This window comes from Aurantiacibacter suaedae, assembly GCF_005434915.1.
GTDB classification, from domain to species: domain Bacteria; phylum Pseudomonadota; class Alphaproteobacteria; order Sphingomonadales; family Sphingomonadaceae; genus Alteraurantiacibacter; species Alteraurantiacibacter suaedae.
In genome coordinates, this window is record NZ_SKCG01000004.1 from 122,458 (window position 1) to 137,234 (window position 14,777).

Annotated in this window: 14 protein-coding genes; 7 read left to right on the plus strand and 7 right to left on the minus strand. The window is 63.9% G+C overall.

The window, feature by feature from the left end:
* Window positions 1-2: 2 nt before the first annotated feature.
* Entirely contained in the window at window positions 3-1,139 is a 1,137-nt protein-coding gene (locus E0473_RS14595) for a M14 family metallopeptidase (protein WP_137681649.1), read from the plus strand.
* Entirely contained in the window at window positions 1,118-1,660 is a 543-nt protein-coding gene (locus E0473_RS14600) for a hypothetical protein (RefSeq protein ID WP_137681650.1), read from the plus strand. The genes E0473_RS14595 and E0473_RS14600 overlap by 22 nt, the downstream gene beginning before the upstream one ends.
* A 135-nt stretch (window positions 1,661-1,795) precedes the next feature.
* Here the strand turns inward: E0473_RS14600 and E0473_RS14605 are convergent, their stop codons facing one another.
* From E0473_RS14605 to E0473_RS14615, 3 genes are read right to left on the minus strand one after another with little or no spacing between them, the layout of a single operon-like run.
* Complete coding sequence (locus E0473_RS14605) at window positions 1,796-2,197, minus strand: cytidine deaminase (RefSeq protein WP_137681651.1); 402 nt, start codon at window positions 2,195-2,197, stop codon at window positions 1,796-1,798.
* Window positions 2,194-2,892 (minus strand): glycoside hydrolase family 25 protein, encoded by a 699-nt coding sequence (locus E0473_RS14610; protein WP_137681652.1) that lies wholly within the window; start codon window positions 2,890-2,892, stop codon window positions 2,194-2,196. Before E0473_RS14610 ends, E0473_RS14605 begins: the two co-directional genes overlap by 4 nt.
* A 20-nt stretch (window positions 2,893-2,912) precedes the next feature.
* On the minus strand, window positions 2,913-3,404 hold the full coding sequence (locus tag E0473_RS14615; RefSeq protein WP_137681653.1) for a UPF0262 family protein: 492 nt from the start codon (window positions 3,402-3,404) through the stop codon (window positions 2,913-2,915).
* 136 nt (window positions 3,405-3,540) lie between these two features.
* On the opposite strand from E0473_RS14615, the gene E0473_RS14620 reads away from it, so the two are divergent.
* Together E0473_RS14620 and E0473_RS14625 are read left to right on the plus strand one after the other, a co-directional pair.
* Window positions 3,541-5,067 carry a replicative DNA helicase gene (locus tag E0473_RS14620; protein ID WP_137681654.1) on the plus strand — a complete coding sequence of 509 codons (1,527 nt, stop codon included), beginning with the start codon at window positions 3,541-3,543 and terminating at the stop codon, window positions 5,065-5,067.
* Between the two features lie 188 nt (window positions 5,068-5,255).
* Window positions 5,256-5,999 carry a class I SAM-dependent methyltransferase gene (locus tag E0473_RS14625; RefSeq protein WP_137681655.1) on the plus strand — a complete coding sequence of 248 codons (744 nt, stop codon included), beginning with the start codon at window positions 5,256-5,258 and terminating at the stop codon, window positions 5,997-5,999.
* Between the two features lie 59 nt (window positions 6,000-6,058).
* Here E0473_RS14625 and E0473_RS14630 read toward each other — a convergent pair whose 3' ends face one another.
* Window positions 6,059-6,463, minus strand: a complete 405-nt coding sequence (locus E0473_RS14630; protein ID WP_161981624.1) for a hypothetical protein — start codon at window positions 6,461-6,463, stop codon at window positions 6,059-6,061.
* A gap of 255 nt (window positions 6,464-6,718) precedes the next feature.
* Here E0473_RS14630 and rpoZ point away from each other — a divergent pair, with 255 nt between their 5' ends.
* Complete coding sequence (gene rpoZ, locus E0473_RS14635) at window positions 6,719-7,063, plus strand: DNA-directed RNA polymerase subunit omega (protein WP_137681657.1); 345 nt, start codon at window positions 6,719-6,721, stop codon at window positions 7,061-7,063.
* Between the two features lie 141 nt (window positions 7,064-7,204).
* Window positions 7,205-7,936, plus strand: a complete 732-nt coding sequence (locus tag E0473_RS14640; RefSeq protein ID WP_137681658.1) for a ParA family protein — start codon at window positions 7,205-7,207, stop codon at window positions 7,934-7,936.
* An 87-nt stretch (window positions 7,937-8,023) separates the two neighbouring features.
* Here the strand turns inward: E0473_RS14640 and ftsH are convergent, their stop codons facing one another.
* Window positions 8,024-9,970 (minus strand): ATP-dependent zinc metalloprotease FtsH, encoded by a 1,947-nt coding sequence (gene ftsH / locus E0473_RS14645; RefSeq protein WP_137681659.1) that lies wholly within the window; start codon window positions 9,968-9,970, stop codon window positions 8,024-8,026.
* Between the two features lie 84 nt (window positions 9,971-10,054).
* A complete protein-coding gene (locus E0473_RS14650) occupies window positions 10,055-11,263 on the minus strand; it encodes a helix-turn-helix domain-containing protein (RefSeq protein ID WP_137681660.1) in 1,209 nt (402 codons plus the stop codon).
* Between the two features lie 102 nt (window positions 11,264-11,365).
* On the opposite strand from E0473_RS14650, the gene E0473_RS14655 reads away from it, so the two are divergent.
* Window positions 11,366-13,459: a TonB-dependent receptor gene (locus E0473_RS14655; protein ID WP_137681661.1), complete on the plus strand. Its 2,094-nt coding sequence runs from the start codon at window positions 11,366-11,368 to the stop codon at window positions 13,457-13,459.
* A gap of 118 nt (window positions 13,460-13,577) precedes the next feature.
* Here E0473_RS14655 and E0473_RS14660 read toward each other — a convergent pair whose 3' ends face one another.
* Complete coding sequence (locus tag E0473_RS14660) at window positions 13,578-14,768, minus strand: NHL repeat-containing protein (protein ID WP_137681662.1); 1,191 nt, start codon at window positions 14,766-14,768, stop codon at window positions 13,578-13,580.
* Window positions 14,769-14,777: the final 9 nt, after the last annotated feature.

The window sequence follows — 14,777 nt, forward strand, 5'->3', positions numbered from 1 at the left end:
GCATGACCGACATTCATATCGATGCCGCCTTCGACAGCGGCAACATCGAGGTAATCGCTATCGATGGCGATGAGGCTCGCCTTGCGATCAAGCGCGACCATCAGAGCGAGTTCGCGCAGTGGTTCCACTTCCGCGTGGCGGGCTGTGCCGGGCGCGAGTTGGTGCTCAAAATCGAAAACCTTGAAGAAAGCGCCTATCCCGACGGCTGGCCCGGCTATCGCGCCTGCGTTTCGGAGGATCGGCTGTTCTGGGGCCGCGCCGACACATCTTATGACAAGGAAGCGGCCAACGGCACGCTGACGATCCGCTACACGCCCGCCAGCGATCTGGCGTGGTTCGCTTATTTCGCACCCTATTCGCTCGAACGCCATTTCGACCTCGTCGCCGAAGCCGCGGCCAGCGAAGGCGTTAGCCATCGCCGCCTCGGCACCACGCTTGACGGGCGTTCGCTCGATTGCCTCGAAATGGGCGAAGGCGATGTTCAGGTGTGGCTCTATGCGCGCCAGCATCCGGGCGAATCGATGGCCGAATGGTGGATGGAAGGCGCGCTGGACCTGCTCACCGATCCGGCCGATCCTGTCGCGCGCAAGCTGCGCCAGCTATGCCGCCTTCACGTCGTGCCCAACTGTAACCCCGATGGCAGCACCCGCGGCCACCTGCGCACCAATGCCGCAGGCGTGAATCTCAACCGCGAGTGGGACAATCCGACCGCAGACCGCGCGCCCGAAGTGCTGGCGATCCGCAATGCGATGGATGAAAGCGGGGTCGACTTTGCGATGGACGTCCACGGTGACGAGGCGATTGCCGCCAACTTCATCGCCGGGTTCGAGGGCATTCCCTCATGGACCGACAAGATGGGCGCGGACTACGAACGCTTTCGCGAACTGCTTGATCGGCGCACGCCCGATTTCCAGCGCAAACTGGGCTATTCCGTAGCCCGCCCCGGCCGCGCCAATCTCGCGATGAGCACCAATCAGGTGGCCGAGCGATTCGGTGCGGTGTCGATGACACTCGAAATGCCGTTCAAGGATAATGACGACCTGCCAGACCCCGCACAGGGCTGGAGCCCCGAACGCTGCCGCCTGCTGGCGCGCGATTGCCTCGGCACCCTGCTACAATGGCTGGAGGAACGCGCGTGATCCGGCTCGCCCCGCTGCCAGCACTGATGCTGAGCGCCTGCGCGACCACGCATTCCGGCCCCGATCCGGTCGAACGCATTGCTTACGACACCAACAGCTGGGGCCGTGTGGTCTCGGGCTGGATCGTCGGATCGGACGGCGCGGGTACCTGGTACGAGCGTGTGAACAACAGCGGTCAGCCGGGGCCGGTGGGGCCTTACGAAGTGCGCTATCACGACTTCGACGCGGGTGATGCAGACTTTGCCAAGCTTCAAGCGTTGCTATCAAGCCTGCCCGATCAAGCCCCGAACCCGCATGACTGTGAGCAATTTCGCACCGACGATCTGTATGGCACGCTGCGCCAGACCTATGGCGCGACCACTGCGGAAATCGCCTACAACCAGGGTTGCCGCGATGCGTCGTATCAGCGCTTCATGGATCGGCTTCTGGCGGCCGATGCGCTGGTGGCCGAATGGGGCAAGGCCGCCCCGGTATCGCGCACCGAGCGCTATGCCAGCAATGGAGAGCCGGTCTCAGAATAACCCGTTCGTCCTGAGGAGGGCTCGAAGCCGCAGGCTGAGCGCCCGTCTCGAAGGACTGGCTCTGGTGGTTCGAGACGGATGCTCGGCCTGCGAGCCTCGTCTCCTCCTCACCACGAACGGAAGCGGTAAGCGTTACTAAAGCCCGCTGAAAGCCTCAGGCAAAAGCTGCGACAAGCGGAACTCGCGCACCCCCTCAGGCCCGTCGCACCAGACCAGCGGATCGCTTCCGTCAAGCATGGCCAGTTCGCCCAGCACTTGCCGACAACGCCCGCAAGGCGTGATCGCGTGTGTCTCCGGCCCACTCACCGCCACAGCTACCAGCCCGCCGCGCCGCCCCTCGTTCATCGCCTTGCCTGCCGCCACCGTCTCGGCGCAGAGCGACAGGCCGTAGCTGACGTTCTCGACATTGGCCCCGCTCACCACAGTGCCATCTGCAAAGGCCAGCGCCGCGCCCACGTGGAACTTCGAATAGGGCGCATAGGCCTGGCTCGCCGCCGCCCGTGCTGCGGCCATCAGCTCTTCGCGCGAAACTTTCATGGCTGCACCACTACCCAGCGCAGCGGCTCGGCGGCAAGCGCGCTGTGGAGGTGCGCATTGGCGGTCCACAAGGTCCACGGCCTCCCGGCATAATCGGGCTGGAACCAGTCGCGGGTCAGCCACAGGTTGCGTTCGATCTTTGCTGCGATCCCATATTTCGCCTCGAAGGCTGGCGGAACCTGCAGCACCACCGGCTGGCCGGTATGGTTCTCTACCTGATTGATGAAAGTGGTCAGCTCGCTTTCCAGCGCCGCCTCTATCGCCGGGTTGCCGCACGCATTCGGCATTTTCTCCAGCGCGATCACCGGCGGCAGCATCCGGGTATCGCGGGGAACGATGGTGACGAAGTTCGCCGATTGCCGCTCGGCCGGAACGCATGGATCATAGGCATGGACCGCCCCATGCGGCATGTCCTTGCCCGTCAGCGCCTCCAGGTTGCGGCTGAACTGCGCATCGCGCCCGCTCTCGCCCGCGCTCGCCTCGAGGTAGACGAAGTCGGCTCCAGCCGCATCGAGCGCGCCGAAATCGACAGCGCCATCGCGCTCGCCAATCAGCGCGCCCTGCACCGCGAACTCGGTGCGTTCGGGTCGCCAGGTGCGCGATTCCCACCAGAGCCAGCCGCCCGCCGCCAGCGCGACCAGCAACAGCGCAGCCAATGCGCGCAGGCGCCAGGGTGTTTTCCGCTTTCTGGCCAAGTCGGCCCCCCTTGCTCGTCTCAGGCCCTGATATGCAGCACGCAGATCAGCGTGAAAAGGCGGCGCGCGGTGGCGAAGTCAGTCTCCACCTTGCCTTCGAGCGATTCGAGCAACTGACGCGTGCCGCGATCGTGGATCGCCCGCCGGGCCATATCGATGGTCTCGATCTCCTGCGCCGAATTGCGGCGCAGCGCCTTGTAGTAGCTGTCACAGATCGCGAAGTAGTCGCGCACATGGCGCTTCATCCGCGCCAGGCCCAGCCCGATGGTGCCCGCCGATTCGTTCGACCCATCGGTGAGGTTCCAGGCCAGCATCCCGTCGACCACCGACAGATGCACCTGCCACGGCCCCTCCTGCCCCGCCTCGCTGGCGCGCAAGGGGCGGAAAAGATTATCTTCCACCAGATCGCGCAGCGCGACCTGCCGCTCACGCTCGACATCCTCGCTGCGCGCGATCACCGAGGCCTCGTCAAGCGAGATGCTGGCAATACGGTTGATGGCTGGGTCGATCATGGTCGCGCCTCTGTGCCTCTCTCAAGCCTTTATGGCAATTGCGAAAGGGCGCGGCAGGGATTCATCCCCGCTATCCACAAGCAGCCATTGGCGCGCTGATCTTGCGGCAATGGCCATGAGGCCGCATGAGGAGGCCATGTCCGACGAAGATCTGCTTATCCGCTCCGCCGGCCTTGCCGCCACCAGTGCTCAGACGCCCGCCGGGCGCGCGCTGCCGGCCAACCCCGAGGCGGAGGCCGCCTTCCTGGGCGCGCTGCTGATCGACAACCGTCTGCTGGAAGAAATGACCGTGCCGATCCGGCCCGACCATTTCTTCATTCCGGTTCACGGCAAGATCATGGACCGTATCCAGAACCAGCTCGACCGCCAGATGGTGGTGACGCCGGTGACGCTGAAGCCGCTGTTCGAGAACGATCCGGCGCTCGCCGAACTGGGCGGCACGGCCTATCTCGCCCAGCTGACCGCCGATGGCCAGGGCCTGCTCGCCCCGCGCGAACTGGCCCAGCAGATTTACGACCTCGCCCTGCTGCGCGAACTTGTCAGCGTGGGTCGTGACCTCGTCGAAGGGGCGCTCGACACCAGCGAGGAAGTCGAGCCGCTGCGCCAGATCTCGCAGGCCGAGGCGCGGTTGTTTGAAGTGGCCGAAGGCGCGTCCACCGGCTCGGAGGCGACCAGCTTCAAGGAAGCCGCGCTTACCGCGATCAAGATGGCCGAGGCCGCGATGAATTCGGGCGGCGGCCTTTCGGGCAAGACCACCGGCCTCGATTCGGTCGACCGCAAGACTGCCGGCCTGCACAATTCCGACCTTATCATCCTCGCCGGACGCCCGGGCATGGGCAAAACCTCGCTGGCAACGAACATCGCCTTCAACTGCGCCGAAGAGCACCTGCGCTGGCAGGCCGAGGGCGGCGAGCATAATTTTGGCGGGCCGGTAGCCTTCTTCAGCCTCGAAATGAGCGCCGACCAGCTGGCCACGCGTATCCTTGCCGAACAGGCCGAGATTTCGTCCGAAGCGCTGCGCTCGGGTAAGCTCAACCGTGACGACTTCCAGCGGCTCGCCAATGCCAGCCGCCGGCTTTCGGAGTTGCCGCTCTATATCGACGACACCCCCGGCCTCACCATCGGCGCGCTGCGCACCCGCGCGCGGCGGCTCAAGCGGCGGCACGATATCGGGCTGATCGTGGTCGACTACCTGCAACTGCTACAAGGCTCGGGCCGCGCCAGCGACAACCGCGTGAACGAGATTTCGGAGATTTCGCGCGGGCTGAAAACGCTGGCGAAGGAGCTGAGTGTGCCGGTGATCGCGCTCTCGCAGCTCAGCCGTGCGGTGGAGCAGCGCGAGGACAAGAAGCCGATGCTGTCGGACCTGCGCGAATCGGGCTCGATCGAGCAGGACGCCGACATGGTCTGGTTCATCTTCCGCGGCGACTACTATCACGAGGCGGTGCGCCCCGAGGTGCCGACCGAAACCAGCTCGGCCGACATTCAGGAGAAGTATCGCCTGTGGGAGGAGCGCTATCTGGAACTGCGCAACAAGGCGACGCTGATCGTGGCCAAGCAGCGCCACGGCTCGACCGGCAACGTGCCGCTACACTTCCAGGCCGAGATCACGAAGTTCACCTCGCCGGTGATGAAGGACTATTCGGATTACGGATACGAGTAGCAGGCAACGGAGGCTCGCCGATACGCCGACCCAATCAGGGCGCAAACTTGTTAAGTCTGAACACTAGAAAGCGGGATCCCGGGGCGCGCCTAAGATGACGGGTAAGGGCGTGCGAATGTCCGTTTGACGTGAGCTTGAAGTAATCGAGCGCATTGCCGAGGTATCGCGAGTGTGGCTAACCTTGAACCATGGATGCGCGCTACGACACGATTGGGATCAACTATGAACAATTGCGATTGCCCGATCACCGGATTGCCAGACAGATCGATCACGCTTTGGGAACGGCCCCGACCGTCCTAAACGTCGGAGCCGGAACCGGGTCTTACGAACCTACGGACAGACAAGTTACGGCTGTCGAGCCGTCCATTGAAATGATCCGCAAGCGAAAAGCGTCTGCTGCTCCCGTCGTTCAAGCAAGCGCCGGCGACCTACCCTTTGACGATCAGTCCTTCGATGCCGCAATGGCAATTCTCACTATTCACCACTGGCCCGACAAGGCTGTTGGCTTGCGCGAAATGAGGAGGGTAACGCGCGGGCCAATCGTGCTGCTGACCTTCGATCCGTCGCATAGGCCGTGGTTAACCGACTACCTGCCCGAACTCGTTTCCTTGGATGAGGCACAAATGCCTAGAATGTCGCAATATGCCGAATGGCTAGGGTCGGTAACGATTGAGCCAGTCTTAGTCCCGCATGATTGCACAGACGGTTTCCTTTACGCTTACTGGCGTCGACCGGAGGCTTATTTAGACAAACGGATCAGGTCGGGAAGCTCTTCGTTCTGGTCAATTTCAGGGTTGCAGGCGGGCCTTGCACAATTGTCGAATGATCTGGAAACCGGGCAATGGGACACCAAGCACGGACACCTTCGTGATCAGCTAGAATATGATGCGGGCTACCGATTGGTGATCGGTAATCAGCTACAAGGCAGCTAACCACTTGATCGGCGCCATTCACTTCGCATTCCTCGCCTCCCCAAAACAGCTCCCCGCCCTCACGGCCCGCAGGCGTAAAACCCGTCGATCACGATCTGCCGGGTGCCGCGGGCGATGGTCAGTCGCGCCGTCTTGAGCGGGCTCTCGCTTGGCGCTGCGCCGGGATCGGCTTCGCCCGTCACTTCGACGCGCGCGTTGACCGTGCCGTTGGTGAATGAGGCACCATCGGACATGTCGCCGAAGCCAGCCTTGCCCTCCTTAGTAAGGCGCATCACCGTCCCGTCGATCTTCACCGCGCCGATCGCCTGGCTCTGGCTGCCCACCACACCTTCCGCGATCAACAAAGGCTCGTCGTTGCGGCTGAAGCTGAAGGAACAGCCAAGCTCACCGCCAAGCGGTTCAGCCGCGAGATCCTCGGGCAGGATCGTATCGAGCATGATCGGCGCGCTTTGTCCGTCAGACATGCTCGCGCCAGAAGCGACGGGCGCTGCCGGCGTGTCGCTTGGGGAAGGCTGCTCGGAAGCGCTCTGGTTGCAAGCGGCAAGCATCAAAGGGGCGAGCAAGAGCGGGAAGGTGCGGATCATGCCGCAACAATGGCTGTGGCGCGAGGCGGTTCCAGCTCTGGGTGCAGCCCCCTCATCACGGCGAATTCTTGACTCCGCGTGCTTAGTTCCGTATTTGAGCGACTTTCCGGACAACCCGCTTGATTGGAGTGCCCTATGGCGCGCGTTACCGTCGAAGATTGCGTCGACAAAGTTTCCAACCGTTTCGACCTCGTCCTGCTTGCCGCCCAGCGCGCGCGCGAGATCTCGGGCGGTGCCGAACTTACCGTCGACCGCGACCGTGACAAGAACCCGGTTGTGGCCCTGCGCGAAATCGCCGAGCAGACCGTGAAGCCCAAGCACCTGCAGGAATCGCTCACCCAGTCGCTCCAGCGCGTGCTGCCCGACGAGGAAGACGAAGCGGACGATATCGGCTCGCTGAGCCAGTCGGCCGAAGCCATGCGCCTTTCGGCAGCGGCTCCCGCCCGCTCGACCTCGATCGGCGGCGACTACGACGGCTAAAGCCAGCTTCCAGAGCAACAGAACAGGGCCGCAGCGCAAGCTTGCGGCCCTTTTTGTATGTCCGGCAGCGACACAGCTGCGTCAGTAGCGATTGATCGCTGTTCGCTTTGCGGCTCTAAGGTCCATCGAAAGGGACCTTAGATGGCGGTGATTGCAGTCTACAGCGTGAAAGGCGGCGTCGGGAAAACCACCATCGCCGCCAACCTCGCATGGCTATCGGCCATGGTTTCGCGGCGGCGCACGCTGTTGTGGGATCTCGATGCGGCAGGCGGATCGGGCTTCCTGTTCAAGATCGATGCGCAGAAGCGAGCCGCCGCCGGCACGATCTTCGACCACGATGCCGAACCCTCCAGCCTGATCTGGCAGAGCGGATATGACCGCCTCGATGTTCTCCCTGCCGACGAATCGATCCGCGATCTTGAGGGCCTTTTTGCCCGCATCGGCAAGAAGAAGCGGCTCGCCAAGCTCGCCGACAGGCTGGGGCGCGATTACGAGCGGATCGTGCTCGACTGCCCGCCTGTGCTCAACGAGATCAGTGCGCAGGTGGTGCGGGCGGCGACCTGTGTGATCGTGCCGCTGCCGCCCTCGCCGCTATCGGCGCGCGCTTTCGATATCGTGGCCAGGGAAATCCGCGCCAACACCAAGACACACCCGCCGATCCTGCCGGTGCTCTCGATGGTGGACCGCCGCCGAGCGCTTCACCGCGAGGCGTTGGAGGCCAATCCTGACTGGCCGGTGATCCCGCAGGCCAGCGCCGTCGAGCAATGCGCGGTGCGGCAGGAGCCGGTGGGAGCTTTCGCCCCCAGCTCCCCAGCCGCGCGCGGCTTCGCCCAGCTTTGGACTGCGATCGAGCGGCGGCTGGCAAAAGGTTAGGGCAGGAAACGCACCAGCGTCTCCTGCCCTATGCTGATTCTCGTGATAAACGCCCGCTCAGCCTGAGCGGCCTTGCAAATGCAAGCTTCAGGCCCCCTGCGGCGCCTCTCCCGAACCACCGAACCGCTTGCCAGCCTTGGGCACAGACGAGCCTTGCGACGGCGGCAGAATGGTTGGACCGGCAGGCTGGTCGGGCCGGTCGATCTTGCCGTCTTCCATCAGCCGGGTAATTTCCTCACCACTCAGCGTCTCGTACTCGAGCATCGCCTGGGCCAGCAGGTGGAGCTTGTCCTCCTGCTCGGTCAGCACGTCGGTCGCGCGCTTGAGGGCGGCTTCCACAAGTGCCTTGATCTCGGCATCGATCAGTTTGTTGGTTTCCGCACCGGCCATGGTGCGCGTGGTCTGGCCCATGCCGAGGTAGCCTTCCTGACTCGCCTCGTACTGGAGCGGGCCGAGCTTGTCGGACATGCCCCATTTGGTGACCATGTTGCGCGCCAGATCGGTCGCATATTGAATGTCGCTCGACGCGCCCGAGCTGACCTTGTCGTGCCCGAAGATGATCTCCTCGGCGACCCGCCCGCCCATCGCCACGGCGAGGTTCGCATGCATCTTGTCGCGGTGGTACGAATAGTTGTCACGCTCTGGCAAGCGCATCACCATGCCCAGCGCACGGCCGCGCGGGATGATCGTGGCCTTGTGGATCGGGTCAGACGCCGGCTCGTTCAGCGAGACGAGCGCATGGCCCGCTTCGTGATAGGCGGTCATTTTCTTCTCGTCATCGGTCATGACCATGGACTTCCTTTCGGTGCCCATCATGACCTTGTCCTTGGCGTCCTCGAACTCCTGCATCGCGACAAGGCGCTTGTTACGCCGCGCTGCCAGCAGTGCCGCCTCGTTCACGAGGTTGGCAAGGTCCGCGCCCGAGAAGCCAGGGGTGCCGCGGGCGATGGTGCGCGAGTTCACATCGGGCGCCAGCGGCACCTTCTTCATGTGCACCGAGAGGATCTTCTCGCGCCCGTCGATATCGGGGATCGGCACCACCACCTGACGGTCGAAACGGCCGGGGCGCAGCAGCGCCGGGTCGAGTACGTCTGGCCGGTTGGTGGCGGCGATGATGATGATGCCTTCGTTCGCTTCGAAGCCGTCCATCTCTACCAGGAGCTGGTTCAGCGTCTGCTCGCGCTCGTCGTTCGAGTTGCCGATGCCGTTGCCGCGATGGCGGCCCACGGCGTCGATTTCGTCGATGAACACGATGCACGGCGCGTTCTTCTTGGCCTGCTCGAACATGTCGCGCACGCGGCTCGCACCGACGCCGACGAACATCTCGACGAAGTCCGAACCCGAAATCGTGAAGAACGGCACCCGCGCCTCACCCGCGATGGCGCGGGCCAGCAGCGTTTTACCCGTACCCGGCGAGCCGACCAGCAGCGCGCCTTTGGGAATCTGTCCGCCCAGCTTGGAGAAGCGCGAAGGATCTTTCAGAAACTCGACGATTTCCTGAAGTTCCTCGCGCGCTTCGTCGATGCCGGCGACATCGTCAAAGGTCACGCGGCCCTGCTTTTCGGTCAGCAACTTGGCCTTGGATTTGCCAAAGCCCATCGCGCCCGAGCCGCCGCCCTTTTGCACCTGGCGCAGCGCGAAGAAGGCCACACCAAGGATCAACAGGAACGGCAGGGCCTGAATCAGGATCACCCACAGCACGTTCATCTGCTCTGGCGCGGCGCCAGTAAACTGAACGTCGGCCCGCTCCAGCTGGCTGGTCAGTTCGACATCGCCCTGCACGGGAATGGTGGAAAAGCGCTCGTCGTTCTTCATCTGGCCGACGATCAGGTCCGGCGAGATTTCCACGCTCTTCACGCTGCCCTCGGCGACCTTCTGCTTGAAGTCCGAATAGAGGATCTGCGCGCCGCCCGCCTCGCGCGGGCCGGAGAACATCGAGATGACGAGCAGCAGCGCCACGAAGATGCCGCCCCAGATCATGAGGCTCTTCATCCAAGGGTTGCCGCCGCCTTCGGGCTCGCGATTGTCGCTCATGTGCTTTGGAGTCCTTTCACGTGCCAATGTAGGCGCGCGCGGGTGAATGGCAAGATAACGCGATCCGAGGTGCGATAGCTTGCCTTAGCGCCGCGAGCGGGCGAGGATCAGCCGGTCCGAAAGATCGGCGCCTTGCTGCCCGGTCACCTGCCACAAGGCCTCGAACGGCGCGTCGCCGCTGGCCACGTCGGCCACCTTTTGCGGCAGTTCGCCATTGGCCACGATCGGCCCCAGCGCGCGCAGCCCGGTTTCCCGCTCGCTCGCGACTACAATCACCTTAGCCCCGCCCGGTGCAATGAAGCGGGCAAGATAGGCATAGTCGCGATAGAACACGGGCGCGGCGATGCGGCGTGCCTCGTCGGTGGCATAGATCTGGCGCGAGCTGCGATCGATCAACTCGTCATAAGTCTCGCCAAGGCGGAAGCCGGAGCCTGCAAACACCTGCTGTTCGAGCGAACCCAGCCCGCTGAGCAGACCGACATAGACAATATCGAACCGGTTGAGCATGTCGGGCCTGAGGGCGGAGGCGGCGATCACATTGGCGGTCTTGCCATTGCGTTCGAACAGCGGGGCAATGGCAGACAGGGCATAAGAGCTGGAAAAGGGGAGATAGTTGAGCCCGAAATCCTCGGCCACGGCATAGCGTTCCGGCTCGGCCTCTTGCAGGCGCAACAGGTCTTCCGGGCTGTTTACGCGGAAATCGCGGATGAGGCGGCCCTCATCGGGGCTGAGCGGATCGATTTCGCCAAACAGGTAATAGTCGCCGAGCACGAAGAGCACCGGTCGCTCGGACCGGATTACGGGTTGCCACAAGGCATTGGCCCCGCCGGGCCGATCAAGCGAGCGCCCGAGGCCGAAGGCCCCCGCGCACAGCGCCACCAGAACCAGCACCGCATAAACGACTAGGCGACGGGGGACGCCCGAGGCTCCAGGGCGGGCGGCAATGTCGGTCGTTCTTACCGGGCGGATCGGTCGCAGGGCGTAAATGCCTGAGGGAATCTCCAGCCGCATCTCGTCGGCTGCGCGCTCGTGCCTGGCATAGTAATCGTCAATTTTCTTGCGCAGACGATGGACGTAAACGCGCACCGTGGCGTCATCGGCGTCGTTTTGCGCCTCGCCGAACACCGCAGCGGCGATCTCTGCCTGGCTGGGCGATTCGGCCTCGGGACCGCGTGCGGCGAGGTAATCGAACAGGTCGCGCAGGCGTCCGTTACGGCCCGCAACACCTGCTTCGCGCAGGCGCTCGACCTCCTCTTTGTAACCTACGTTACAGTCCGGCACGGCGTCGGTCATCGCTCATCCCCGTTCAGAAAAGGGCGCTGTAACGCGCCTGTTACGAGCCGATTACCGTAAATCACCTGGCCGCAGCAAGAGCCACCCGGCAAGCCCCTTGGCATGAGAAGAGAGGACACCCCCCAGATTGCCCGTGCGCTTGCCACGGCGGTTTCCGCCATCGCGCTGACGGTGCCCTTGGCAGCCCATGCCGAGGACCAAGGACCGTCGCCCCAAGTCGAAGTCAACGACGGCAATGTGGTGCGCGACAGCACCACCGGCGACATCATCTACGTTTATGGTCGCGGCGAGCGCCGCATCGGCACGGCTGGCGCCGCCAGCGAAGGCGGCGTGGCCGGGGCAGATCTCGAGCTGCGCCCGCTGCTGCGCCCTGGCGAACTGCTGGAGGCGACCCCTGGCCTCATCGCTACCCAGCATTCGGGCGGCGGCAAGGCCAACCAGTTCTTCCTGCGCGGGTTCAACCTCGATCACGGCACCGACTTCGCGCTCTATGTCGACGACATGCCCTATAACTTCCGCACCCACGGGCACGGACAGGGCTATCTCGACGTAAACGGTCTGATCCCCGAGACGGTCGAGCGGGTCGACTATCGCAAAGGGCCCTATCGCGCCGACACCGGCGACTTCGCCTTTGTCGGCAGCGCGCAGATCACCACCAAGGATCGCATCCAGCCCTTCGCCACGGCAGAAGTCGGCGGCTACGGCTATCGCCGGTTCGTGGCAGGCGGCTCGGTCGATCTTGGCAGCGGCACCCTGCTCGCGGTCGGACAGGCCAAGTTCAACGACGGGCCGTGGGAATTGCCCGAGGACTTCGAAGGCTATTCGGGTCTGCTCAAATATTCGCTGCCCGTGGGCGACGGCGATCTGCAGCTCTCGGCCACGATTTACGATGCGAACTGGAACCCGACCGAGCAACTGCCCGAGCGCGCCATCGGCACTCCGCTGTGCGAGGATGCCTATTGCGCGATCGACACTACGCAGGACGGCTACACCGAACGCCAGATCCTGACCGCGAATTACACCAGCGACAGCTGGCGCGTCACCGCCTGGGCGCAGCATTACGACTGGCAGCTGCTTTCCAACTTCACCTTTTTCCTCGAAGACCCGGTGAACGGCGACCAGCTGCGCCAGTATTCGAACCAGTGGTCTTACGGCGGACGGATCGAGCATACCGCCGAGATCGACGACACGCTTACCCTGCGCGTGGGCGCAGAGGGGCGCTATGACGACATCGCCCGCGTCGGGCTCGACGAGACCATCGATGGGGTGAAAGAATTCACCGTCGGGGCCTTCGCGGTCGATGAGAAGTCGCTCGGTCTTTATGGCGAGGCCATGTGGCAGCCCATCGACAGGCTGATGCTGATCGCCGGGTTGCGACAGGACTGGTACGGGTTCGAAACCCGCGCACTCGAAGGCGCGGCAAGCTGGGACGGTGACGTGTCCGACGACACCCTCGGCTTCAAGATCGGCGCGAACTACGAGCTGCTCGACGGCCTCGCCTTTTACGCCAACTATGGCGAGGGTTTCCATTCGAACGACGCGCGCGGCGTCACCGCGCCGACCGATCCCGCACCGGGCCTCGTCGAAGGCGATTTCGAAGAGGTGGGCCTGCGCTTCGAACGTGGCGGGCTGATCTTCACCGGGGTCTACTGGTGGTCGAGCATTGAAAGCGAGCTGATCTACGTCGGCGATGCGGGCGCGGTCGAACCGTCCGACGCCGGCGAGCGCCACGGCTATGAGCTGACTGCCTTCTACAAGCCGAACAACTGGCTGGCGATAGACGCGGTGTGGACCGGCACCACTTCGCGCTATGCGGGCCTTCCGGTGGGCGAGGACTATGTTCCCGGCGCGCTCGATTCGTCGGGCGAGCTGGGCATTTCGGCCGCCTTTCCGAACTGGAACGCCTCGGCGCGGCTGCGCTATCTGGGCCCGGCGGCGCTGATCGAGGACAATTCTGTCCGCTCCGACGAAACCGTGCTTGTGAACCTGCGCACGGCCTGGACCCCGCAGAGCCGCGGCGCGCTCGAAGGCGTGGAGATCCACCTCGAACTGCTCAACGCGCTCGATTCCGAAGACAAGGACATCACCTATTTCTACGAGACGCGCCTGCCCGGTGAATCCGCCGGTGTCGAAGGCATAAACAGCCGCATTGTGGAACCGCGCCAGTTGCGCGTCGGCTTTACCAAGCGGTTCTGACAGACCCCGGGTGAGGCTCCCGATTGCGGTGGGAGCCTCGCCACCTAGCGCCCGCCCGTCCTCCCCTCCCCCCCAACAAAAGAGGACGGGCGGGTTTTTTCAGAACGACGCTGCGCGATTAATCCATAAAGCCGGTCATCACGAACTTCTGCACGCGGCGCCCGGTGTTGACCTCGCTGGTGTAGATATTGCCCTCAGCATCGACATCGAGCGAGTGCAGCCAGATGAACTCGCCGGGATAGCGCCCGTTCTTGCCAAAGCTGCCGAGCACCTCATGCGTTTCGCGCAGCAGAATCCACACCCGTCCGTTCATCATGTCGGCAACGTAGACATATTTGCCATCGGGGCTGAAGCCGACATCGGTGGCGGTGCGCGTGCCGCCGGATTCGCCCGCGATTACAACGTTCTGGACAAAATCGACACCTTCGGCCGTCTCGCGGAATATCTGCACGCGGTTGTTGCGCCGGTCACAAACGTAGATCGTATCGTCCGGGCCGCGCACCACGCAGTGGACGATATCGCCGAAGTTTTCCCCCTCGGGCTGCGGGCCGCCGTCGCCGGTGCTGGTGGCCTGGCTCTGATCGAAATCGCCCTCGCGCACCGGAGCCATCGGTGGCTCGCCCCAGGCGCCGAACAGCTGCTCGAAGGCGAAGGCTCCGTCGCCTTCATCAAGGAATTCGATCACCCGCTTGTTGGCATAGCCATCGGCCACCAGCACCGAGCCTTGTGCCGAGCTGATGTCGGCAGGCAGGCCGAGCAGGCTTTCAGAGAAGTTGCCATCGGTCTGTTCGCGCAGTCCGACCTGACCCAGGTATTCTCCCTCCGGCGAGAACTTGAGCGCGGCGTGGTCGCCTGCGCCGTTGCCGCCAATCCATACGTTGCCACCGTCGTCGACGAACAGACCGTGTGTGTTGGCCGGCCACTGGTTCACGCCATTGATCGTGGGGGCACTCTCCGGCCCGCCCCATTCGGCCACGATCCGTCCCTCGGGATCGAGCCGCAATACCGGCGAGGGCGTGCGGCAACAGGCCAGCGCCTCGTTGCTGTCGAGCCCCAGGTCGGTCGCCCCCAGCGAATGCGGGCGCTGGGTGAGCCAGATGTGACCATCCGGCGCCACCGCGAGGCCCGAAACCTGGCCGAGCATCTGGTCTTCGGGCAGGCGCGGCCACGCAGCATCGGCCTTGAACACGGGGACAGGATGCGCCTCGCTCACTCGCGAGCTTGTGACATCGACCAGCGTTTCAGCCGCTGCCGGGGTTCCCAGAAAGGCCACGGCCCCGGCAAAAAGCAGGTTCGTCAATCGGCGCATCGTATGTCT